The following is a 21,833-nucleotide window of genomic DNA, read 5'->3' on the forward strand; positions in this document are numbered from 1 at the left end:
GCAAGAACAGGCAAAACCTATGAATCAGGAGCGCGATATGAACAAGGAATGGTGGCGCGGTGCGGTGATCTATCAGATCTACCCCCGCAGCTTTCAAGACGATTCCGGCGATGGCATTGGCGATCTGGCTGGCATCACGCGCCGCCTCGATCATGTGGCGAGCCTTGGCGTGGATGCGATCTGGCTATCACCGTTCTTTACCTCGCCAATGGCCGATATGGGCTATGACGTGTCCAATTACCGCGATGTTGATCCGCAATTCGGCACTCTGGCCGATTTCGACGCGCTGGTGGCGCGCGCGCATGATCTGGGGCTGAAGGTGATCATCGATCAGGTGATCTCGCATAGCTCGGATCAGCATCCTTGGTTCAAGGAGTCCAAGAAAAGCGGCGCGAAGGCGGATTGGTATGTCTGGGCCGATCCCAACCCCGACGGCTCCCCGCCCAATAACTGGCAGTCGGTCTTTGGCGGATCGGCTTGGGAATATGCGCCCGAGCGCGGGCAATATTACCTGCATAATTTCCTGATTTCGCAGCCCGACCTGAACCTGCACAATCCCGCGGTGCAAGATGAACTACTTGATGTGCTGCGCTTCTGGCTGGAGCGCGGGGTGGACGGGTTCCGCCTTGATACGGTGAACTACTATTTCCACGACCCCGAACTGCGCGACAATCCCGCGATGTCACCTGACCCAGAACGTTGGCCGCCGCTCTCGACCTATGACATGCAGGATCACGCGTTCGACAAAAACCGCCCCGAGAATCTGGCGTTTCTGGAACGGATGCGCGCGCTGATGGATCAGTTCGAGGCGCGCACGCTCGTTGGCGAGGTCGGCGAGGCCCCCCACCGCGCGCTTGGCATCATGGAGGAGTACACTTCGGGTACGACCCGGCTGCACATGGCCTATAGTTTCGACATGCTGGGGCCAAAATTCACGCCCGAGCATTTCCGCTCGAGAATTGAGGGGTTCTTCAAGGGTGCGCCCGACGGCTGGCCAAGCTGGTCATTCTCCAACCATGACGTGCAGCGCCATGTGACGCGCTGGGCCAAATACGGCACGCAGGATGAGGTTGCGAAACTGGCGATTTCGATGCTGGTGTCGTTCCAAGGCACGATCGGGATCTATCAGGGCGAAGAACTGGGCCAGACCGAGACCGAGCTGGACTATAGCGAGTTGACCGACCCGCCCGGTCTGCGGTTTTGGCCCGAAAACAAGGGCCGCGATGGCTGTCGTACGCCGATGGTGTGGGACGCCAGCGCGCAGGCCGGCTTTTCCACCGTCAAGCCGTGGTTGCCCGTAAAGCCGCTACAAGCCGCACGCGCGCTTAGCACGCAAGAGGGCGATCCGAGCAGCGTGTTGGCCCATTACCGCGCCGCAATTGCGTTTCGCAAAGGCTCGGCGGCGCTGTCAAACGGGCGCAGTGTCTTTCTTGACCTGCCCGAGCCGATCCTTGGCTTCACGCGCATCGCGCCTGAGCAAAGCCTTACCTGCCTGTTCAACCTTGGCCCCGATCCGGTCACCATCGACGCCCCCGCAGGCACGCTAACCGGCCCCTCGCAAGCCGCGACCCTGAGCGGGGGAAAGCTGGTGTTGGGGCCGAACGCTTCCGCATGGTTTGAAAGCTGAAAAAGGCGCGGGCGCGGTGGCAAAGCCGCGCCCGACCCCTTGCGCCCTGCCCCGTCTCGGGCCACCAAGGGGCATGCGTGAATCACCCCCTGACATCCTCTGCATCGGCTCGGTCCTGTGGGACATTATCGGGCGCAGCTCGCTCCATATGCATCTGGGCTCGGACGTGCCCGGCCGGATCGAGCGCCTGCCCGGTGGCGTGGCGATGAACATCGCGATGACGCTGCGCCGCTTTGGTCTGCGCCCGGCGATTTTGACGGCGCTGGGGCGCGACAGCCAAGGCAATGACCTGATCGAGACGGCGCGGGTTTTGGGCGTGGATTGCGACTATCTTTACCGATCAGATGACCTGCCCACCGACCGCTATATGGCGATTGAGGGCGCGAACGGGCTGATCGCGGCGATTGCGGATGCCCATAGCCTTGAGGCCGCTGGTGACAAGATTTTGACGCCGCTTTCGGATGGACGCCTTGGCACGGTTGAGGCCCCATGGGAAGGCCCGGTCGCGCTCGATGGCAACTTGACCGAGGCGCTACTGTCGCAAATCGCGCATTCACCGCTTTTCGCGAAATCCGATCTCCGCGTCGCCCCCGCCAGCCCCGGCAAGGCGGAACGTCTGACGCCCCTGCTCGCCCATCCCCGCGCCACGCTTTACGTCAATCTCGAAGAGGCGGGCATTCTGTGCCAGCGTAATTTCAAAAGCGCGCATGAGGCCGCCGAAGGGCTGTTGGCACGCGGTGCGCGCCGCGTTCTGGTGACCGATGGCGGGCGCGCGGCGGCGGATGGCTGTGCGACTGCGGGTGATGTGATCGCCTCGGCTCCGCCTGCCGTGCTTGTGACCCGTGTGACGGGCGCTGGCGATACTTTCATGGCCGCCCATCTGGTGGCTGAACGGCGCGGCAGTTCGCGCGATAAGGCGCTGGAGCATGCGCTGATCGCAGCTGCCCGCTATGTTTCCGGAGAACTTGCCACATGACCCTTCCCTTGATCTTTACCCCCGAGCTGCGCGCCGCCCTTGATGCAGGCCAGCCCGTTGTGGCGCTGGAATCCACGATCATCACCCATGGCATGCCCTATCCGCAAAACCTGCAAACCGCGCAGGCGGTGGAGGCCGAGGTGCGTGCATCTGGCGCTTTGCCTGCCACGATCGCGCTGATGGATGGCGCAATTCATATCGGGCTTGATCCCGATCTGTTAGAGCGTCTTGCCCAGACCCGTGACGCGATGAAAGTCAGCCGCGCCGATCTGGCGATGTGTCTAGCCAAGCGCGCGACCGGGGCGACTACGGTGGCTGCCACGATGATCTGCGCCCATCTCGCCGGGATTGATGTGTTTGCGACGGGCGGCATTGGCGGCGTGCATCGCGGCGCCGAAGACAGCTTTGACATTTCCGCCGATCTGCTGGAACTGGGTGCAACCCCGGTGAGCGTGGTGGCGGCAGGGGCCAAGGCCATTCTGGACATTCCGAAAACGCTGGAAGTTCTGGAAACCCATGGCGTTCCGGTGATTGCCTATGGGCAAGATGACTTCCCCGCCTTCTGGTCGCGCAGCTCGGGTCTTCCCGCGCCATTGCGCGCCGATAGTGCCGCCGAAATCGCCGCATCGCATTTGATGCGCGCGCGCCTTGGCCTGCCCGGCGGGCAGCTGATCGCCAATCCGATCCCCCCCGAGGCCGAAATTGCGCGCGAGGAAATCGTGCCGGTGATCGAGACGGCTTTGGCAGAGGCGAAATCCCAAGGGATCGCGGCCAAAGCGGTCACGCCTTTCCTGCTGTCGCGGATCTTTGAGCTGACCGAGGGACGCTCGCTCGACGCCAATATCGCCCTTGTTTTGAACAATGCCCGCTTGGGCGCGCAAATCGCAGGCGAAATCGCGCGATCCAAGCGCCGCTAGATCTGCGGCCATTGCCCTGACCGGTATGGCTGCATAAATACCCCCGCAGACCTCAGGCGCAAAGGCGGCCCATGACCCATTCTGATGAAACGCTCCCCCCGCGTCGTCGCTCGCGCTTCGCGGCGCTGCGCGCGTCGTTCTTTACCGGGCTGATCGTGGTCGCACCGATTGGCCTGACGATCTGGCTGATGTGGACGATGGCAGGTTGGGTCGATGGCTGGGTGCTGCCACTGGTGCCCCAGGAAATGCGCCCCGAGCATTATATCGGCGTCAATGTGCGCGGCATCGGCGTGCTGATTTTCCTGATTTTCACGGTGATCGTGGGCTGGCTGGCCAAGGGTTTCTTCGGGCGCACCTTCCTGCGGATCGGCGAAAGCGTGGTCAATCGCCTGCCTTTGGTGCGCACGGTTTATAGCGGGCTGAAACAGATTGCGGAAACGGTACTCAGCCAATCAGAGGCGAAATTCGACCGCGCCTGCGTGATCGAATACCCTCGCCAAGGGCTCAAGGCGATTGCCTTTGTCTCGTCAAATGCCAAGGGCGAAGTGGCGGGTCTGGCCGAGACCGATGATCCGCTGATCTCGGTGTTTTTACCCACCACGCCAAACCCGACCTCGGGGTTCTTGCTGTTCGTGCCGCAATCGCAAGTCACTTATCTGGATATGTCGGTCGAAGACGCCGCCAAGCTGATCATCTCGGCCGGGCTGGTCTATCCGCAACCTAAAGAGGTCAAAATTTCCAAGACGAAATCCGACCCTAATAAAGCCTAAACACCCTTATTTGCGCTGCGTTGCGCCCCCCAAAGGGGGGCGCACGCCTTTGGCGCGCCTCACCCCTCGTCGTCATCTTCGACATGGGCCACGCGCGCACCCGCTTTGTTGGACGTCACAACCCCCAGCGTCTTGAGCTTGCGGTGCAGGGCGGATCGCTCCATCCCGACGAAATTCGCGGTGCGGGAGATATTGCCGCCAAACCGGTTGATCTGGGTGAGCAGATATTCGCGTTCAAACAGCTCGCGCGCCTCGCGCAGCGGCAAGGTGGCCAGAGCGCCCCCCAAGACAACACGCCCCTCTTCAGCGGGGGCCGATTGGCCGGGGAGTTCGCGCGCGTCAATCGGGCCCGCCCCCTCGCCCAGGATCAGCACGCGCTCAATGACGTTGCGCAGCTGGCGGATGTTGCCGGGCCATTCCATCGTTTGCATCAACGCCCCCGCCTCGTCCGAGATTTCGCGCAGTGGCAAGCCTTGCGTTTCGTTGAAACTCCGCACGAAATGATGCGCGAGCAGCGGCACATCCTCACGACGCTCGCTGAGCGCGGGCACTTCGATTGGCACCACGTTCAGACGATCATACAGCTCTTGGCGGAAATGCCCGGCCCGGATCATACCCGTCAGATCGCGCGTGGTCGAACTGATCACACGCAGATCCACGCGCACCTTATCCGCGCCCCCGACCCGCATGAATTGCTGCTCGGTGAGCACGCGCAAAATCTTGGATTGCGTGCCCGGCGGCATCTCGGCCACCTCGTCGAAATAGATCACGCCACCATGGGCCTGCTCCAGCAGACCTTTTTCCACGCCACGCTCAAGCGTTTCGCGCCCAAACAACACTTCTTCCATGCGGTCAGGCTCAATCGAGGCAGAATTGACCGTGACAAACGGGCCAGCCGCGCGCGTCGAATTCTGGTGAATGAACCGCGCCGCCATTTCCTTGCCCGAGCCCGGCTCGCCTGACAGCATTACCCGCCCGTTCGACTTGGTGACCTTATCAAGCTGTTCGCGCAGACGCCGGAATGCAGCCGCCTCCCCGATCATCTCGCCTGAGCCGATATCGCGCCGCTTGAGCGTCGAGTTCTCCCGCCGCAGCCGCGCAGTTTCCATCGCGCGCCCGATCACCACCATCAACTGGTCGATATTAAAGGGCTTTTCGATGAAGTCATACGCGCCTTGCTTGATCGCGGCGACCGCGATTTCAATATTGCCATGGCCGGAAATGATGATCACCGGCACGTCGGGGTTATCCCGCTTGACGGTCTTAAGAATGTCGATCCCGTCCATCTTGCTGTCTTTCAGCCAGATATCGAGGATCATCAGCGCCGGTTCACGGGCGTTGATCTCATCCATGCATTCATTGGAATTGGCCGCCATGCGCGTCTGAAAGCCTTCGTCTCGCAGGATGTCAGCAATCAATTCGCGGATGTCTTTTTCGTCGTCGACGATCAGGATGTCGCTCATGTCACGTCTCCGGGGGGCTCGCCCCTCTCCTTGATGGCCCGATGTGCCGCGCGGGCGCGTGGCAAACGGATTTCGGCAAGCGCACCGTGATGCGCCCCACTGCTGAAGGCAGGCGCGTCGCTGAGTGTCAGCGTCCCGCCATGTTCCTCGATGATCTTTTTGACGATGGGAAGGCCCAGTCCTGTGCCTTTCGCACGTGTCGTGACGTAAGGCTCAAACAGGCGCGCACGGTCAGGCGGCAGGCCCAGACCGTTATCGGCAATTTGAATGGTGACCAGTTCTGGCGTGGCCGTCATCGCTACGCGAACCTCTGGTTCAAACCCATCCGGCGCGCCTTTTTCAACATATGATTCAATCGCTTCTCCGGCGTTCTTAATTAGATTTGTCACAGCTTGAGAAATCATGGTTGCATCTAGTTCTACGATTACGGGCGTGTCGGGAATGTCCGAAACCAATCTCGCCCCATGCAGCGAATCTTGCTGCAAGGTGGCCGCATCGCGCAAGAGTTGCGCAAGGTCGTGATCGGCACGGTCTGGCTCGGGCATTCTGGCAAAGCGCGAAAACTCATCAACTATGCGGCGCAAGTCATTGGTCTGGCGTACAATAACGCCCGTAAGGCTTTCGAGAACCTCGGTATCTTCGCCCGTCGTGAGCTTGCTGAATTTGCGCTTGATGCGCTCGGCTGACAGCTGGATCGGAGTCAGCGGATTCTTGATTTCATGGGCAATCCGACGCGCCACATCACCCCACGCCGCCATGCGCTGCGCCGAGACCAGTTCGGTCACATCCTCAAAGGCGACAACATAGCCCTCGGGCGCGCCCTCATCATTGCGCCGCACGGCCATGCGCACCAACAGACTTTCCAAACGCGCATCGCGCGAGACCCGGATTTCCTCTTGCACAGCCTCTTGAAAAGAGTCGTGCAAGCGGTTGTAAAGACTTGTGAATTCCGGAACGACTTTAGAAATTTCCTGCGAATGCACTTGGCTTGGATCAAGCGCCAAAAGCTGCATCGCGGCGCGGTTGACGAAATCGACACGCCCCTCGGCATCCAGCCCGATCACGCCCGAAGTCACCGAGGACAACACAGAGTCAAACAGTCGCCGGCTTTCTTCGGTCTCGCGATGGCTTTCCATCAGCGCGGCGCGCTGCCCCTTAAGCTGGCTGGTCATGCGGTTGAAACTATGCCCCAACGTTGCAATCTCATCATCGCCCTCAGCCTCGATGACGCGTGCATCCAGATCGCCCGCGCCAATGCGTTCCGCCGCCGCCGCAAGCCGCCCAATCGGGCGCGACAGCCGCTCGGCAAACCACAGCCCCATCCAGATCGCCGCCAAAATCAAGATCAATGCAAAGCCGAAATAAACCAGCCCGAATTCAAAGATGACCCGGCCACGCGCGCTTTCAAGCTGTTGATATAATGACACAGTTTCGCGAGTCTGATCCAGAAGCGACAGGATTTTCCCGTCCACTTTGCGCGAGATATACAAATAGCGATCCACGAACGCATTCAGCCGGATCAAGCCGCGCAATTCCGAGTTCGACCAGTCCTCGATCAGCACGGTCTCGCCCTTTTGCGCCTCGACAAGGTCTTTGGGCGCGGGCTCTTCGTAATCAAACAAATAAGAACGATCGCCGCGCGCCACGATCTTGCCGGTGCCATCGATCACATAGGCCTCTTTGACGCCGCGCTGAATGCGCGTCTGACCCGAGATCAGCAATTCGCGCAGTTCTCCATCCGACATAAAGGTCGAGGCTTGGCGGCGCAGGTTCAAAAACGCCGCCAGCGCGCGCACATCCAACACAAGGTCTTGTTTATGCTCGCTTTGATAGGCTTCCGCCGCTTGCAAAGACGTGCCTACAACCGAACGCACGCGATCTGAAAACCAGCCCTCAAGCCCGATATTCACCGTCAAACCGGCAAACAGCGCTACCAAGACCGTGGGCACCAAGGCGATCCCGGCAAACACCCCCGTCAACCGCAAGGTCAGACGCGACCCGGCCGAGCGCGCGCGTTTCGCCGCGATGATTTGCGCCAGCCGCATCATGATCAGCCCGGCGAGCAGCAGGAAATAGACGAAATCGGCCAGCAGGATCAGACGCAACGCCGTGCTATCGGCACCCTGCCCCAACGGACCAAGCACCACAAAGGTCGCGATGGCCAGTGCCGGGCCCAGCACCACCAATCCAAAGGTCACGATGTTGCGCACTCGCCGTTGGCGGCGAAAACGCGCCAATCGATCCCAGCCTGAACGATATGCCGTGCTGCCTTGCACTGATGCCCCCTTGACACAGAGCGTGACAAATCCGTCCAGACGAAAAAGCCACAGCCCCCTGTTGCGGGTTTACATCAGTTTGCGGCGCCGTGTCACCTGAATATCCAGATCGGTGATCTTTTTTCGCAAGGTATTGCGGTTGATGCCAAGCAGATCAGCACATCTGGCCTGATTGCCCCCTGTCGCGTCCAAGGCAATTTCCAGCAAAGGGGCCTCCATCTCTTTGAGAATCCGGTCATAAAGACCCGGAGGCGGCAAATTTCCCCCATGCAGATCGAAATAGCGACGCAGGTGACGCCCGATTGAAGCAGAGAGCTTTTCGCCCTCGCCCCCTTGGCGCAGCGGCTCAATCGCGGGCTGATTCCCGAGCACGAATTCGACCTCGGCGCGGGTGATCTCGTCTTCGGGCGAGGTCACGGTCAGACGGCGGATCGTATTTTCGAGCTGGCGCACATTGCCGGGCCAGGAATAGGCGCGCACCAGTTGCAGCGCATCATGGGTAAAGCGACGCGTCCCCAACCCGTCGCGCTCGGCGCGGCTCAGGAAATGTTCGGCCAAAAGCGGAATATCCTCGACGCGTTCGCGCAGGCTCGGCACCGCCAGTGTCACGCCGCCCAAACGGTAGAACAGATCTTGGCGGAACCGGCCCGCCTCCATCAAAGCCGACAGATCGCTTTGCGTGGTGGCCATGATCCGCGGCGCGGGGTCAGGCAGCGCATCCAGCATCCGCACGATCCGCGCCTGAGTATCCTCGTCATAATCGCCCACCTCATCAAAGACGAGCGAGCCACCCTTGGCACGCGCAAGCAATGTCGCGGGCCCCTCGGCGCCCTGCAAATCACCCGCCTGCGCTACGATAAAGGGCAAGCTGCGCCGATCAGAAAAGTCGTGAATGGCACGCGCGATCAGAGACTTGCCGGTGCCACTTTCGCCCACGATCAACACCGCCAGATCGGCATTCATCACCCGGGCAACCAGCCGATACAGCTCTTGCATCGCCGCCGTGCGCCCGACAAGCGGCAGATCGCCCTTGTCGCCTGACAGACCCTCGCCTGTCTTGGCCACCACTTGGGTGACACGGCGTTTCTGTTCCAGTGCCTTTTGCGCGCGCTTCATCAGATCGGGCAGATCGAAGGGCTTGGGCAAATAGTCATAGGCGTCGGCTTCGGCGGCCTGAATCGCGGTCATGATGGTGTTTTGCGCCGAGATCACGATCACCGGCAATCCGGGACGCTCGCGCGCGATACGCGGCAACGCCTCAAGGCCATTGCCATCGGGCATCATCACATCCGAGATCACCAGATCGCCTTTGCCCTCTTCGACCCAACGCATCAGCGTGACAAGCGACGCCGTGGCATGCACCTTGCAGCCCGCTCGTGTTAAAGCTTGGGTCAAAACGGTGCGGATCGTGCGGTCGTCATCGGCGACAAGTACAGTGCCGTCCATGGCTTAACTCTCCTTCGGCGCAACTGGCAGGGAAATACGAAAACGGGTTTTGCCGGGCACAGAATCAAGACTGACCCAGCCGTCATGTTCCGAGATAATCTTGGACACCAGCGCCAAGCCCAGCCCGGTGCCATTCTCGCGCCCCGAGACAAAGGGCTCGAAAACTTCATTGGCGATAGAGGGCGGGATGCCGGGACCATCGTCGATGATTTCGACCTGAAGCGGCAAAGGTTGCCCCGAGCCATCGGCCCGGCGCAGGCGCAAGCTGTGTTCATAAAAGGTGCGTATCTTGATTTTTCCACCACTATCAGAGGCTTGCGCCGCGTTCTTAAGCAAATTCAAGAACACCTGAGTGAGCTGGTCAGCATCGCCATAGGTGGCGGGCAGCGAGGGGTCGTAGTCTTCGTCGATCCGCATATGGGCGCCAAACCCGACCGTGGCCGATTTGCGCGCGCGTTCCAGAACGTCATGAAGATTGACGTGCTTGCGCTCGGGCGGGCGCACATTGCCAAATTGCTCAACCTGTTCAAGCAGCTTCACGATACGCCGCGTCTCGTCGACGATTAAATCTGTAAGTTCAAGATCTTCTCCGCTTAAGTTCATGCTGATAAGCTGCGCCGCCCCGGCAATTCCTGCCAAAGGGTTCTTGATCTCATGGGCCAGCATTTCCGCCATCCCGATCGCCGAGCGCGCCGCCGATTTCACCATACTCGCGCGTCCCAATCGGTCCGCCAACTCGCGCGGCTCAATCACCAGCAACACGCGGTCAAGCTCTTCACCCACCGGGGCGGCTTGCAGATTGCATTGCACCGGAGCTTTCTCCCCGGTCGATACCTCGACATCATTGACGAAAAGCGAGGCGCGATTGGAGCGGACACGCGCGAAAATCTCTTCCAGCGGCGCGGAAATCGCCAACCGCTCGCCAATCGCCTGCCCGCGCAGGGATTTGGCCGAGATGTTGAGGAACAGCTCGGCGGCGGGGTTTACCTCCGAGACGCGATCCTGCCCATCGATCAAAAGCGCGGGCGTGGGCAGTGAGTTCCAGATGACACCGGGAGCAGGCAGGCTCATGCTGCAATCCTTTCGCCAAAAGCGCGCGCGATCAGCCCAAGCGTGGCCTCTGGCGTGGCGCTGATCATCATCTGGGCGCGCAACGGTGCCTGCGCGACATCGGCATACCAGCCCAGATGTTTGCGCGCGAGACGCAGGCCAAGATCACGCCCGTAGAAACTTAAGATCGACTCGTAATGCTCTGATATAAGATCACTTAATGCGTTCCCCGTGGGCACGATTGGCGCAGGCGTGCCATAAATTTCATGCGCGATCTCGGCCAGACGCCACGGCGCGCCTTGTGCCCCGCGCCCGACCATCACGCCCGCTGCGCCCGACTGCGCAAGCGCCGTGCGCGCAGACGCCGCATCCACGACATCGCCATTGGCAATCACCGGGATCGAGACGGCGGCGCGGGTCGCCGCGATTGCCTCCCAATCGGCAGCCCCTTTGTAAAACTGCATCCGCGTGCGTCCATGCACCACGATCATCTGCACGCCAGCGGCCTCGGCCCGGCGCGCAATCAGCGGCGCATTGTGGCTGTCATCATCCCAGCCCAGCCGCATCTTGAGCGTCACCGGCAAATCGACCGCCTTCACCGTCGCCTCAATCAGGCGCAATGCGTGGTCAGGATCACGCATCAGCGCCGACCCCGAGGCACCGCCCGTCACCTTTTTGGCCGGGCAGCCCATATTGATGTCGATGATACGCGCGCCCATATCGGCGACCAGTTTTGCCGCCTGCGCCATTGGCGCGGCTTCACGCCCGGCAAGCTGCACCGATGTGGGCAAATCCAGCCCCAGCTCGACACGCGCCTTAGCCCGCACCGAGGGGATTTTCGTGATCATCTCCCCCGAGGCGACCATTTCCGACACGACAAGCCCCGCGCCAAAGCGCGCCACGATCCGACGAAACGGCAGATCGGTGATTCCCGCCATAGGCGCCAACAGCACAGGCGGATCAAGGGTGGTTTGGCCAAGTGACAAAGCAGTTTGCACGAGTCTTCCTGTTTCTCTTTGGTTATGGCTACGCTTTTGACCAAGGTTTCACAATTTACTAGCGCAAATTACGGCGGCAAAATTGGCATATGCCTAATTTTTAATCAAAATAGTCCAGAAATCCTGTTTCTCAAGGCGGATCACGCCGCGACGGGCAAATATTGCACCGCTTCGCCCCATGGCCTAAGCCTGTGGCGAAGAAACGGGGGGCGTATGGACACAGCCGTTATCATCGTGGCCGCAGGACGGGGCACGCGCGCGGGCGGCGATGCACCCAAGCAATGGCAAATGCTGGCGGGGCAGCCCGTGCTGGCCCATACGGTTGCGCGCTTTGAAGGCGTTGGGCGGATCATCGTGGTGCTGCATCCCGAGGATATGGCGCGCGGTGTGGCGCTGTTTGGCGGCTCGGTCGTGCTATGCGCAGGGGGGCAGACGCGGGATGCCTCGGTGCGCAATGCTTTGGAGATGCTTGAGGGCTCGGGCGTGACGCGCGTGCTAATCCACGATGGAGCGCGCCCGCTGGTCAGCCCCGAGGTGATCAAAGGCGTGTTGAGCGCGCTTGAAACCCATCGCGCCGCCGCTCCCGCGCTTGCGGTGAGCGATGCGCTGTGGATTGGGTCCAACGGCGCGGTCACGGGCACCCAAGATCGCACCAATCTATGGCGTGCGCAGACCCCGCAGGGATTTGATTTTGATACGATTTTATCCGCGCATCGCGCCCATCCCGGCGGTGCGGCCGATGATGTCGAAGTGGTGCGCGCAGCCGGTGTTGGCGTTGCGATCACACCGGGCAGTGAAGACAATCTGAAAATCACCTATCCCAGCGATTTCGCGCGGGCAGAACGGCTATTGGGGGCATAAATGGATATTCGACTGGGCCATGGCTATGATGTGCATGCGTTCGAGGAGGGCGATCATGTCATTCTATGCGGCGTGCGCGTGCCCCATTCGCGCAAGCTCAAGGGGCATTCTGACGCGGATGTCGGGATGCATGCCTTGACGGACGCGATCTATGGCGCGCTGGCCGAGGGCGATATCGGGCGTCACTTCCCGCCCTCGGACCCACAATGGAAAGGCGCTGCGTCGGAAATTTTCCTTGATCACGCGGCAAAACTGGCCGAGGCGCGCGGCTTTCGGATCGGCAATGTTGATGTGACATTGATCTGCGAATGGCCCAAGATCGGCCCGCATGCCAGCGCGATGGCGCAGGAACTGGCGCGTATTATCGGACTGGAGCCGGGGCGGATCTCGGTCAAGGCCACCACATCCGAGCGTCTGGGCTTCACCGGGCGCGAAGAAGGCATCGCGGCGATAGCCACAGCCACATTGATCGCGGAGTAACCCCATGTTGAAACTCATCAATACCGTCTTTTACGTCGGCCTGTTGCGCCCGGCACCGGGCACGTGGGGCTCATTGGCGGCTGTGCTGGTGGGCTGGGCGATCGAGCATTACCTCGGTTTCATCCCGCTCGTGATCGCCTTTGTCGCCGTCACGGCGCTCGGCTTCTGGTCGGTTGGCGCAGAACTAAAGGATCGCCCCGGAGAGGACCCCTCAGAGATCGTGATCGACGAGGTTGCCGGCATGTGGCTAACGCTGCTGTTCCCGGCAATGGGGTTTTGGATGCGCGACATGTCGATGGTCTGGCCCGGCCCCGTCGCGGCATTCTTGTGCTTTCGCCTGTTTGACATCTGGAAGCCGTGGCTGGTCGGGCGCGCGGATCGCCGCCACGACGCCAAAGGCGTGATGCTGGATGATCTGTGGGCGGGCGTGTTTGCCGGCATCGTCACGATCATTCTCGCGGGGCTTTATCACGTCGTCTTCTTGGGGATGATGCAATGAGCCTTGCGCGTGAAGTGCTGGAGGCCTGCAAGTCGCGCGGGCTGATGGTGGCGACCGCCGAAAGCTGCACCGGCGGCATGGTCGCCGCCGCGTTGACCGATATCGCCGGGTCGTCCGCCGTGGTCGAGCGCGGCTTTGTCACCTATACCAATGCCGCCAAGCGCGAGATGTTGGGGGTCAACGAGGCCACGCTAGAGGCTTACGGCGCGGTCTCTGAACCTGTGGCGCGCGAGATGGCCGCAGGCGCGCTGTCCCAGTCACACGCGCAAATCGCCGTGTCCATCACTGGCATCGCAGGCCCCGGCGGGTCCGAGCACAAGCCCGAAGGCCGCGTCTGTTTCGCGCTGGCGATGACAGGCGCGCCCGTCACCGCTGAAACCATGGAATTCGGAGCCTTGGGGCGCGCACAGGTGCGCCAAGCGGCGCGCGATCACGCGCTGGGGCTATTGCTGCGCGCCGCCCAATCTCAGCCATAGGCTTGGGGCAATTCACTATTCGTTAGCACCCGTGTCATGCCGGGCAAGAACGCGACCTGATCGCCATTGGCGGAAATCGTCAAGCCCGCGCTGCTGAGCAGTTGGGTTACGGGAACCGAAGACGGCGTCCCGCCGACCCCCGATGGGTTGAGAACATCGAGTTGGATCCTCTCACCATCCTGAAAATCGGAAATCGTGACATGGCTGTTGTCGAAGACGACGAATTCATCTTTGTCCGCCCCCCCGCTGAGCGTGGCATTGCCCGCCGCGGCCAATGTGTCATCCCCCGCCCCGCCGTTCAGATCGCTTGCGTTGGTCGGGTCGAGCGCGACCAGCGTATCATTGCCGTCATCGCCGTTCAGCGTATCACTGCCACCCCCTCCAACGAGACTATCGTTGCCCGTGCCACCATCAAGGCTGTCATTGCCCGCGCCGCCATACAGCGTGTCATCGCCAGCGCCACCCGAAAGCGTGTCCGCGCCATCCTGACCATTCAAGATGTCGTTGCCATCCGCGCCTACAAGGCTGTCATTGCCCAAGCCGCCCAGCAGCGTGTCATAGCCCGAGTCTCCGATTAAGGTGTCATTGCCTTGAAGACCCATGAGGCGGTGCGCAGAGGCGGATCCCGCAGGGGAATCTCCACTCGAGATCGAATCATCGCCCGCTGTCGCGCCGTGATCCATGACATCGCCCAAGCTCACCCCTTTGCCGCCAAGACCCTTTAGCACAGCAATGGCCGTGCCATCCGAGTTCAGCGTCAAATCGGTCCCGTCATCATGCAGCGCGATCTGAGTATCGGCCTGATGATTATCAAGCGCGATCCGATCCGCGCCGAGAGTGAAATCGGTGATTGTCGTCGCGCCGTCCCCAGACGCCACATTGGTCAGCGCGACCAGATCATTGCCCTCTCCGGTCGTGACCGTATCCCCGCTTGTGGCAAAAAGCAGATCATCGCCCTTGCCGCCGTCCAGCGTGCTTGCGCCGCCTGAAAACAACGTGTCTTCGCCTGCGCCGCCACTTAATTGGTCATTGCCAACGCCCTGCACGCCGCTCAACACATCATCGCCGCTGCCACCATCAAGGGTATTATGCCCCGCGCTTGTCAGCAGATCGTTTCCGCCCTGACCAAACAGCGTGCTGCTATCATAACTCGCACCTAGCGTGTCACCGCCAAAGCCGCCCCACAAATCCTGCCCCGAAGCGCTCGTCTCAGCGCTGTAACCCGTGGCATTGGCCGCTGTGGGTGCGTTTGGATAGATATCGGCAAGATCGGTGCCCGCAAGCCCGGTCAAGCGCACAATCGGCTGACCCTGCGAGGTCAGCACAAGGTCGTTGCCATCGTCATGCGCGGCGACGCCCGCATCTGCCACGCCGTCAAGATGTAGCTGATCGAGACCGGGCTCAAAATCATCGACCGTCATGACCGTGCTGTCATGTTGGGCCGCATCGGCGCCTTGGTAAAACACCGGCGTCACGTTGAGCACATCTGCCGCGCCATCGCCCGCAACCGTGCTATCCGCACCCTGCCCCAGATCGACATGCGCCTGCGAGATCGACGAGATCGTGTCCGCCCCGGTGCCACCATCAATCGTAGCCTGCTCGCCCAGTTGATCGGAGAAACCCGTACCCGGCTCAAAGCGAATATTATCATTGCCCGCGCCGCCATCGGCCGTATTGCCATCGCCGTTGCCGAGGTTGAGCCAGTCATCGCCGCTCCCCCCGATCAACGTATTTCCCGTGCCATTGGCGGTCAGACTGTCATTGCCCATCCCGCCATCCAGCAGATCGTGACCATCCGAACCCGAGCGCAACACATCATTTCCCGCATCCCCATAGGCGCTATCGGCCCCAAGACCGGGATCAAGCGTGTCATTGCCCAGACCGCCGTGCAGCAGATCGTTCCCCGGCCCGCCATAGAGCAGATCGTTCCCGGAATTGCCCTGCAACGTGTCATTGCCGCCATAGCCCGACAACGTATCATTGCCCGCCCCTCCGGTGAGTGAATCCGCGCCGCTGGTGCCATGCAAAGCCTGATTGTCATCCAGCAAATCACCCCCGCCCTGCTGGGTGTCAGGTTGGTCGCCATTTTCATCAGAGCCGGTCTCGTCAGAATTGCTGTGATGGCTTGAGTGGTCGTTCAGAATGAAAGCCGCAGGCAAGAGCCCCAAGAATAGCAAAAAGCCCAACATATGTTTGTCCCCCGAAAATTGCGCTGACTGTCTTTGAGAATTCAGTCCAGCGTCAATTCACAACGCGCGGCTCGCCGGGAAACGTGACTAATTGCGGTAGCGGAGGAAACAATGCGGCGGAATTATACCGTGGTCTCGAAACACTGTCGGTTGGAAAATACGATTTAGCACAGCACTTTGCTGGCCAAGATTACGCCTGCGCCCCATAAAGCGCCGCGGCGCGCGTTTCGAACGCCTTAACGATACGGTTCATTGCCTCGTTGAACACGACGCCAATCACGCCTTGCAAGATCCGGTTCTTGAACTCGAAATCGACAAAAAACGCGACCTTGCAGCCGCCCTCGGGATTATCTTCGAACTGCCAATAGCTTTTGAGATATTTAAACGGCCCGTCCAGATATTCGGTGTCGATCCGGTGGGTCTGGGGAAACAACGTCACGCGCGAACCGAATTTCTCGCGAAACACCTTGAATGAGATCACCAGATCCGCCTCTAGAATTTCCGAACCATCGGGCTGAGGTTTGCGCGCCCGAATGCGCGCGGCGGAATTCCATGGCAAAAATTGCGGATAGCTTTCGACATCGGCTACCAGATCATACATCTGCTGTGCCGAATATGGCATGATCCGGTTTTCGCGGTGCTGCGGCATGTCATTTCCGTTTATTGGGCCGTTTTCTTGGCGCCCTTGATGCGATAAAGCAGGGGGCAAAGGCAAGCCCTGCCCCAGCCCGAAAGGCCCGACATCATGCCGCAGCGTCCCCATGTGATTGATCAACTGATCTCGGCCAAGCAGATCGCCGCGCGTGTCGAGGAGCTGGCGGGCGAGATTACGCAAAGTTTTGCGGGCACCGACAAGCTGGTGGTGGTGGGTCTGCTGCGCGGCTCCTTCGTGTTTATCGCCGATTTGGTGCGCGAGATCGAATTGCCCATCGAGGTCGATTTCCTCGAAGCGTCATCTTATGGCGACGGCATGCAAAGTTCGCGCGAGGTGCGGATTTTGAAGGACCTGCGCGCGGGGATCGAGGGGCGCGATGTGCTGGTGGTCGAGGATATCGTCGATACCGGGTTCACGCTGAAGCATGTGATGGGTCTTTTGGGCGCACGCAAACCGCGCCGGATTGAATGCTGCGCGCTGCTAGACAAACCCTCGCGGCGCGAAGTTGATGTGCGCGCCACTTGGACTGGATTTGAAATCCCCGATGAATTCGTTGTAGGCTACGGAATTGATTTCGCGCAAAAAAACCGCAACCTGCCCTATATCGGCAAGGTGCGCTTCACCGGGGACGCAGCGTGAATATGACGTGGCTGATGCGGATGGCGCGATGGGTGCGCCACCCGCCGTCGATGTTACAGGTCAAAATCGTGGCGGCGGTGATCTTTGCCGTGATCGCGATCGTCGTGATCGACAAGCTGGGATATTGGCCCGAATGGGCGCGCCTCAACCCCAAGGCGATGCGCGCGATCCGCCCCTGAACTAAGACGATTTATTGCGCAGGGGCCGTCTTGCCCTCAAGCAATGGGCGTAATTCCGTAGCGATCACCCGCTCGGTCAAGGGCCCGGCAAAGCGAAACAGGACCTTGCCTTTGCCATCCACCACAAAGGTTTCCGGCACCCCATACACACCCCAATTCAGCGCCATCTGACCTTTGGGATCGGCGCCCAATTCGGAATAGGGATTGCCCATCTGCGACAAGAATCCCAACGCCTTTGAGGGCGTATCCTTGTAATTGACGCCGTAGACTGGAATTCCCTCTTTGGAGAGCGCCTCAAGATTGGGATGCTCGACGCGACACGGCGCGCACCAGGACGCCCAGAAATTCACCAGCTTCACTTGGCCATTGCGCAGTTCCATATCGGTGAACGGCTCGAACGCGCCAAGCGGTTCGAGCTGCACGGGCGGCGCGGGTTTGCCTGCGAAAACGGTGGGTAATTGGCTGGGATCTTCGCGTTGCATCCCCCAGATAAACATCCCCGCAAGTGCTGCAAAGATCACGGGCGGGATGAACATCAGCGGCTTAACCATTGGATTTACGTCCCTTTCGTGCCTCGGCCTCAGCGAGCGCTCGCTTGACGCGCGCCCCTTGCCACAGGCTCACCAGAACCAGCGCCACCAGCAAACCGATGGTCGCCGCCCAAGCGATATTGACCGTATAGGCGTAAGATTTCGTCGAAGCGTCCACCAAGACGACACCGCCCTCGGTGATCGTGGTTCCGGTCGTGGTTGTGTCGGTCATGCCATGCGCTCGCGTTGCTGCAATGCGCCCAGACGGCGCGTGCGAATTTCAGTGCGGGTGCGCACCAGAACTAGGGCCACAAAGAACAATACAAACCCCGCCATGCACAGCAAAAGCGGGAACCAATAGACATCGGCGATATGCTGTTCCTTATCCAGCGACAGCGTCGCGCCCTGATGCAGCCCTTGGTTCCAGAAATTCGCCGCATAGCGCGAGAGCGCCGCAAAGACCGCGCCCACGAGGCTCAGAACGCTGGTCAGATCGGCCGCCGTATCGGGGTCCTCGACCGCCGCCCAAAGCGCAATATAGCCCAAGTAGAACAGGAACAGGATCAGGAACGAGGTCAGCCGCGGGTCCCATTCCCACCACGTCCCCCACATCGGCTGGCCCCAGACCGCCCCGGTGATCAGCGCAATCAATGTCATCACCGCCCCGATCGGGGCCGCGGCCTTGGCGGCCAGCGCGCTGACATGGTGGCGCCGGATCAGCCAGATCAGCGAGGTGACCAACATCATCCCCCAGATATTGATCGCCATCATCGCGGCGGGCACATGGACATAGATCACCTTGACTGACCCGCCAAAATTTTCAGCGGCAGGCACAAAGAAATACCCCCAGATCAGCCCCGTCACCAAGGTGATCGCTGCCAATCCCACGACCCAAGGCAACAGAAAACCCGAGGTTTTCATGAATTTTACGGGGTTTGCATATTCCCAGAGTGACATCGTTTCATTTCGTCCTGCTTGGCTTCTTGGTCCGTCTCTAACATGTTTTTCAGGCGGGAACCTAGCGCAGATTGACGCGGATGGCTGCGGCCGACGCAAAGGGAATAAGCGCCACTGTGGCCGCTGTAATGCCCGCAAGCATCAACAGAGCAACATCGGTCGCCATGCCCTGCGCGCCGCGCCGGATCAACTCGGCCCCAAAGATCAATGTGGGGACATAAAACGGCAATACCAGAAGCGACAGCAACAGCCCTCCCCGCTTGAGCCCCACCGTCAGCGCCGCGCCAAACGTGCCCAGCACCGACAAGGCCGGCGTACCCAATAGCAGCGAAATCACCAGCCAGCTTTGCGCCGCTGCGGGCAGATGCAGCAAGATGCCAAAGACTGGTGCGGCAATCACCAAAGGCAACCCGGTGGTGAGCCAATGTGCAAACGCCTTCATCGCCACAACCCCTTCAAGCGGGATCGGCGCGGTGGCCAACAGATCCAAAGAGCCATCCTCGAAATCCAGCGCAAAGATCCGATCGAGCGACAAAAGGCAGGCCAGCAATGCCCCAATCCACAAAATCCCCGGTGCGATCCGCGCCAAGATATCCCCCTGCGGCCCGACGCCAAACGGCACCAGCGTCACAACGATTAGGAAAAACGCAAGCCCCAGCCCAAAGCCCCCACCCGCACGCACCGCAAGACGCAGATCACGGATCAACAGTGCAATCATAATGAGCCTCCCTTCCGGAGACACCCGTGGGACGCTCCGCGGGGAGTATTTCTGGCTAGATGAAACCGTAGCGCGCGCGCTCTTTCATCTAGCTCCAAATACTCCCGCCGGAGGCTCCAACAGGAACACCATGCGCTGCGGTTGATCATAGGAAGGCCTCATCAAAGGCACCCAGCATGCCGCCCTCTTCGGGGGGCCGCGCTTTGAACGGGGCAAGATCGAGCACGCGCGCCTCCCCCAGACCCAGATCGATATGGGTTGCCAAAAGCGCCGCGCCACCCTGCCCAAGATGGCCGCGCACGGCTTGGGCAAACAGCGCCACAGAGGCAGTGTCGAGCGACACGGTCGGCTCATCGAGCACCCAGACGGGACGGCCCGTGACCAACAGCCGCGCCAACCCAAGGCGGCGTTTTTGTCCTGCGGACAGGCTCATGGCCGCCCGGTTTGCCAAGCCGCGCAAATTCATGCTCTCAAGCGCGGGGTCTATCGTGTCGGTCGCATAGATCGCCGCCCAGAATTTCAGGTTCTCGCTGACGGTAAGGGTCGACTTCAACCCGTCGGAATGCGCCGCATAGGCCATGCTTTCGCTGGGGATCGACACGTTGCCTGCCAATGCGGGTTGCAAACCCGCCAGCGTGCGCAACAGCGTCGTCTTGCCGATCCCGTTTGGGCCGCGCAGCACAAGCGCCTGACCGGCCTCAACCTCGAACGACAGATTTTCCAAGACCGGTAAGCCGCCGCGCGACACAGCCAAGTTGCGCACACTGAGCATGCTCATGGCGCTAGTCCTTTTCCGGCATCGCCAAAAGCGCACAGCCCACACGCCGCCCCTCAGACAGCAGCACGTTATAGCTGCGCGCCGCAGTCGGCGTGGCCATCGGTTCGCACATGATGCCCTTGGCCGCGAGCGCCTCGACAAGGGGTTTGGGCAAATGGGCGAGTTGCGGGCCCGTGCCGATGAACAAGAGATCAATCTGACCGGCGAGCGCCTCTAGCGCCGCTAGATCATCCAAGCCGCCCCAATCGCCTTTTTGATCCGCCATCAGCCAGAGATTGCCGCGATGCACCTCGCCTGCGACCCGGAAAAATCCCGGGCCATAGCCATCGATAGGCAGCGAGGCGCCAAAATTGGCTTCAGTCAGTAGCGACATCGGTTTTGTCGAAGAACTTCTCGGAAGGGTCCTTCTTCTCCTTGTTGCGATCCAGCCCGATAAACAGCACGATATTCTTGGCCACATAGACCGAGGAATAGGTGCCCACGATCACGCCCCAGGTCATCGCAAAGACGAAGTTGCGGATCACATCGCCCCCCAGCACCAATAGCGCGATCAGCGCCAGCAGCGTCGTGCCAGACGTCATCACGGTACGCGAGAGCGTTTCGTTGACCGAGATGTTCATCACATCGCGCAACGGCATTTTCTTATATTTGATCAGGTTTTCGCGCAGCCGGTCGAATACAACCACTGTGTCGTTGATCGAATAGCCCAGAATCGTGAGCAAAGCCGCGATGATCGACAGATCGAACTTGAGCTGGAACAATGAGAAAATCCCGATCGTTACCGTCACGTCATGGATCAAGGCGGCCACGGCGCCAATCGAGAATTGCCATTCAAATCGCAGCCAGACATAGACCAAGATCGCCGCCACTGCCGCCAGCACGGACCATACCGCCGTCCAGACCAGCTCGCCCGACACTTTCGGGCCAATCGATTCAGTCGAGGTGATTTTGACGTCCTTGTTCACTGTTTGAAGCGCGGCGAGCACCTTGGATTGGGTCTCGGGCGAGATCGCCTCTTGCCCGCCCTGCGCCTGAATGCGCAACGTGGCAACATGCTGATCGGCGCGGAAGTTGGGATCATAAACTTCGGTAATCGCCACATCGCCCAAGTTAAGCGGCGCAATCGCGCGGCGATAATCCCCGACATTGATCGCAATATCGCTTTCGGTGCGGATCGTCGTACCGCCCCGGAAGTCGATCCCAAGGTTCAGCCCCATGGTGAACACCAGCACCAGAGAGGCCAGCACCATCACCACCGAAAAGCCGAAGGTCAGCTTTTGATGCTTGAAGAAGTCGAAGGTGGTCTTTTCGGGGACCAGTTTCAGACGGAATGCCATGATCTCTGCTCC

The 21,833-nt window shown here is 60.5% G+C and carries 24 protein-coding genes; 10 read left to right on the forward strand and 14 right to left on the reverse strand.

Annotated elements, in window-relative coordinates; translation table 11 throughout:
- Positions 1 to 37 precede the first annotated feature (37 nt).
- The 4 genes from AB4874_RS11715 (at position 38) to AB4874_RS11730 (ending at position 4,290) form a co-directional block, all read left to right on the forward strand.
- Positions 38 to 1,627: an alpha-amylase family glycosyl hydrolase gene (locus AB4874_RS11715; RefSeq protein ID WP_368392119.1), complete on the forward strand. Its 1,590-nt coding sequence runs from the start codon at positions 38 to 40 to the stop codon at positions 1,625 to 1,627.
- A 73-nt stretch (positions 1,628 to 1,700) separates the two neighbouring features.
- Positions 1,701 to 2,603 (forward strand): PfkB family carbohydrate kinase, encoded by a 903-nt coding sequence (locus AB4874_RS11720; RefSeq protein WP_368392120.1) that lies wholly within the window; start codon positions 1,701 to 1,703, stop codon positions 2,601 to 2,603.
- Positions 2,600 to 3,520 carry a pseudouridine-5'-phosphate glycosidase gene (locus tag AB4874_RS11725; RefSeq protein WP_368392121.1) on the forward strand — a complete coding sequence of 307 codons (921 nt, stop codon included), beginning with the start codon at positions 2,600 to 2,602 and terminating at the stop codon, positions 3,518 to 3,520. The genes AB4874_RS11720 and AB4874_RS11725 overlap by 4 nt, the downstream gene beginning before the upstream one ends.
- Before the next feature lie 71 nt (positions 3,521 to 3,591).
- Complete coding sequence (locus AB4874_RS11730; RefSeq protein WP_368392122.1) at positions 3,592 to 4,290, forward strand: DUF502 domain-containing protein; 699 nt, start codon at positions 3,592 to 3,594, stop codon at positions 4,288 to 4,290.
- 59 nt (positions 4,291 to 4,349) lie between these two features.
- Here the strand turns inward: AB4874_RS11730 and ntrX are convergent, their stop codons facing one another.
- The 5 genes from ntrX to dusB all read right to left on the reverse strand — a co-directional run bounded on the left by ntrX (position 4,350) and on the right by dusB (position 11,523).
- The gene (ntrX, locus tag AB4874_RS11735; protein WP_295531119.1) at positions 4,350 to 5,753 is read right to left on the reverse strand and encodes a nitrogen assimilation response regulator NtrX; all 1,404 of its coding nucleotides are present in this window, start codon (positions 5,751 to 5,753) and stop codon (positions 4,350 to 4,352) included.
- Positions 5,750 to 7,990, reverse strand: a complete 2,241-nt coding sequence (locus AB4874_RS11740) for a sensor histidine kinase NtrY-like (protein ID WP_368392123.1) — start codon at positions 7,988 to 7,990, stop codon at positions 5,750 to 5,752. The genes ntrX and AB4874_RS11740 overlap by 4 nt, the downstream gene beginning before the upstream one ends.
- Before the next feature lie 108 nt (positions 7,991 to 8,098).
- Positions 8,099 to 9,475: a response regulator gene (locus AB4874_RS11745; RefSeq protein ID WP_368392124.1), complete on the reverse strand. Its 1,377-nt coding sequence runs from the start codon at positions 9,473 to 9,475 to the stop codon at positions 8,099 to 8,101.
- A gap of 3 nt (positions 9,476 to 9,478) precedes the next feature.
- The gene (locus AB4874_RS11750; RefSeq protein ID WP_368392125.1) at positions 9,479 to 10,546 is read right to left on the reverse strand and encodes a two-component system sensor histidine kinase NtrB; all 1,068 of its coding nucleotides are present in this window, start codon (positions 10,544 to 10,546) and stop codon (positions 9,479 to 9,481) included.
- Positions 10,543 to 11,523: a tRNA dihydrouridine synthase DusB gene (dusB, locus tag AB4874_RS11755; protein WP_295531129.1), complete on the reverse strand. Its 981-nt coding sequence runs from the start codon at positions 11,521 to 11,523 to the stop codon at positions 10,543 to 10,545. The genes AB4874_RS11750 and dusB overlap by 4 nt, the downstream gene beginning before the upstream one ends.
- Positions 11,524 to 11,736: 213 nt before the next feature.
- Between dusB and ispD the strand changes: the two genes are divergently transcribed.
- From ispD to AB4874_RS11775, 4 genes are read left to right on the forward strand one after another with little or no spacing between them, the layout of a single operon-like run.
- A complete protein-coding gene (ispD, locus tag AB4874_RS11760) occupies positions 11,737 to 12,384 on the forward strand; it encodes a 2-C-methyl-D-erythritol 4-phosphate cytidylyltransferase (protein WP_368392126.1) in 648 nt (215 codons plus the stop codon).
- Positions 12,385 to 12,864 carry a 2-C-methyl-D-erythritol 2,4-cyclodiphosphate synthase gene (gene ispF, locus AB4874_RS11765; RefSeq protein ID WP_368392127.1) on the forward strand — a complete coding sequence of 160 codons (480 nt, stop codon included), beginning with the start codon at positions 12,385 to 12,387 and terminating at the stop codon, positions 12,862 to 12,864.
- 4 nt (positions 12,865 to 12,868) lie between these two features.
- A complete protein-coding gene (locus AB4874_RS11770; RefSeq protein WP_295531137.1) occupies positions 12,869 to 13,363 on the forward strand; it encodes a phosphatidylglycerophosphatase A family protein in 495 nt (164 codons plus the stop codon).
- A complete protein-coding gene (locus AB4874_RS11775) occupies positions 13,360 to 13,839 on the forward strand; it encodes a CinA family protein (RefSeq protein ID WP_368392128.1) in 480 nt (159 codons plus the stop codon). The genes AB4874_RS11770 and AB4874_RS11775 overlap by 4 nt, the downstream gene beginning before the upstream one ends.
- Here AB4874_RS11775 and AB4874_RS11780 read toward each other — a convergent pair.
- Together AB4874_RS11780 and AB4874_RS11785 are read right to left on the reverse strand one after the other, a co-directional pair.
- On the reverse strand, positions 13,830 to 16,028 hold the full coding sequence (locus AB4874_RS11780) for a calcium-binding protein (RefSeq protein WP_368392129.1): 2,199 nt from the start codon (positions 16,026 to 16,028) through the stop codon (positions 13,830 to 13,832). The two genes, AB4874_RS11775 and AB4874_RS11780, sit on opposite strands and share 10 nt — an antisense overlap.
- 190 nt (positions 16,029 to 16,218) lie before the next feature.
- The gene (locus tag AB4874_RS11785) at positions 16,219 to 16,677 is read right to left on the reverse strand and encodes a type II toxin-antitoxin system RatA family toxin (RefSeq protein WP_295531145.1); all 459 of its coding nucleotides are present in this window, start codon (positions 16,675 to 16,677) and stop codon (positions 16,219 to 16,221) included.
- 96 nt (positions 16,678 to 16,773) lie between these two features.
- Between AB4874_RS11785 and hpt the strand changes: the two genes are divergently transcribed.
- Positions 16,774 to 17,322 (forward strand): hypoxanthine phosphoribosyltransferase, encoded by a 549-nt coding sequence (gene hpt, locus AB4874_RS11790; protein ID WP_295531148.1) that lies wholly within the window; start codon positions 16,774 to 16,776, stop codon positions 17,320 to 17,322.
- On the forward strand, positions 17,319 to 17,501 hold the full coding sequence (locus AB4874_RS11795) for a hypothetical protein (protein WP_368392203.1): 183 nt from the start codon (positions 17,319 to 17,321) through the stop codon (positions 17,499 to 17,501). Before hpt ends, AB4874_RS11795 begins: the two co-directional genes overlap by 4 nt.
- 11 nt (positions 17,502 to 17,512) lie before the next feature.
- On the opposite strand, the gene AB4874_RS11800 is transcribed toward AB4874_RS11795, so the two are convergent.
- The 7 genes from AB4874_RS11800 to secF form a co-directional block, all read right to left on the reverse strand.
- Positions 17,513 to 18,052, reverse strand: coding sequence for a DsbE family thiol:disulfide interchange protein (locus AB4874_RS11800; RefSeq protein ID WP_295531153.1), 540 nt, complete (start codon positions 18,050 to 18,052; stop codon positions 17,513 to 17,515).
- On the reverse strand, positions 18,045 to 18,263 hold the full coding sequence (gene ccmD, locus AB4874_RS11805) for a heme exporter protein CcmD (RefSeq protein ID WP_295531156.1): 219 nt from the start codon (positions 18,261 to 18,263) through the stop codon (positions 18,045 to 18,047). Before ccmD ends, AB4874_RS11800 begins: the two co-directional genes overlap by 8 nt.
- The gene (locus AB4874_RS11810) at positions 18,260 to 18,988 is read right to left on the reverse strand and encodes a heme ABC transporter permease (protein ID WP_368392130.1); all 729 of its coding nucleotides are present in this window, start codon (positions 18,986 to 18,988) and stop codon (positions 18,260 to 18,262) included. Before AB4874_RS11810 ends, ccmD begins: the two co-directional genes overlap by 4 nt.
- Positions 18,989 to 19,049: 61 nt before the next feature.
- Entirely contained in the window at positions 19,050 to 19,706 is a 657-nt protein-coding gene (gene ccmB / locus AB4874_RS11815; RefSeq protein ID WP_368392131.1) for a heme exporter protein CcmB, read from the reverse strand.
- Between the two features lie 145 nt (positions 19,707 to 19,851).
- Positions 19,852 to 20,484, reverse strand: a complete 633-nt coding sequence (ccmA, locus tag AB4874_RS11820) for a heme ABC exporter ATP-binding protein CcmA (RefSeq protein WP_368392132.1) — start codon at positions 20,482 to 20,484, stop codon at positions 19,852 to 19,854.
- 4 nt (positions 20,485 to 20,488) lie between these two features.
- Positions 20,489 to 20,857: an Mth938-like domain-containing protein gene (locus tag AB4874_RS11825; protein ID WP_368392133.1), complete on the reverse strand. Its 369-nt coding sequence runs from the start codon at positions 20,855 to 20,857 to the stop codon at positions 20,489 to 20,491.
- Positions 20,841 to 21,821 carry a protein translocase subunit SecF gene (gene secF / locus AB4874_RS11830; RefSeq protein ID WP_295531171.1) on the reverse strand — a complete coding sequence of 327 codons (981 nt, stop codon included), beginning with the start codon at positions 21,819 to 21,821 and terminating at the stop codon, positions 20,841 to 20,843. The genes AB4874_RS11825 and secF overlap by 17 nt, the downstream gene beginning before the upstream one ends.
- Positions 21,822 to 21,833 lie beyond the last annotated feature (12 nt).

The organism is Thioclava arctica, from assembly GCF_040892615.1.
Classification (GTDB): Bacteria; Pseudomonadota; Alphaproteobacteria; order Rhodobacterales; family Rhodobacteraceae; genus Thioclava; species Thioclava arctica.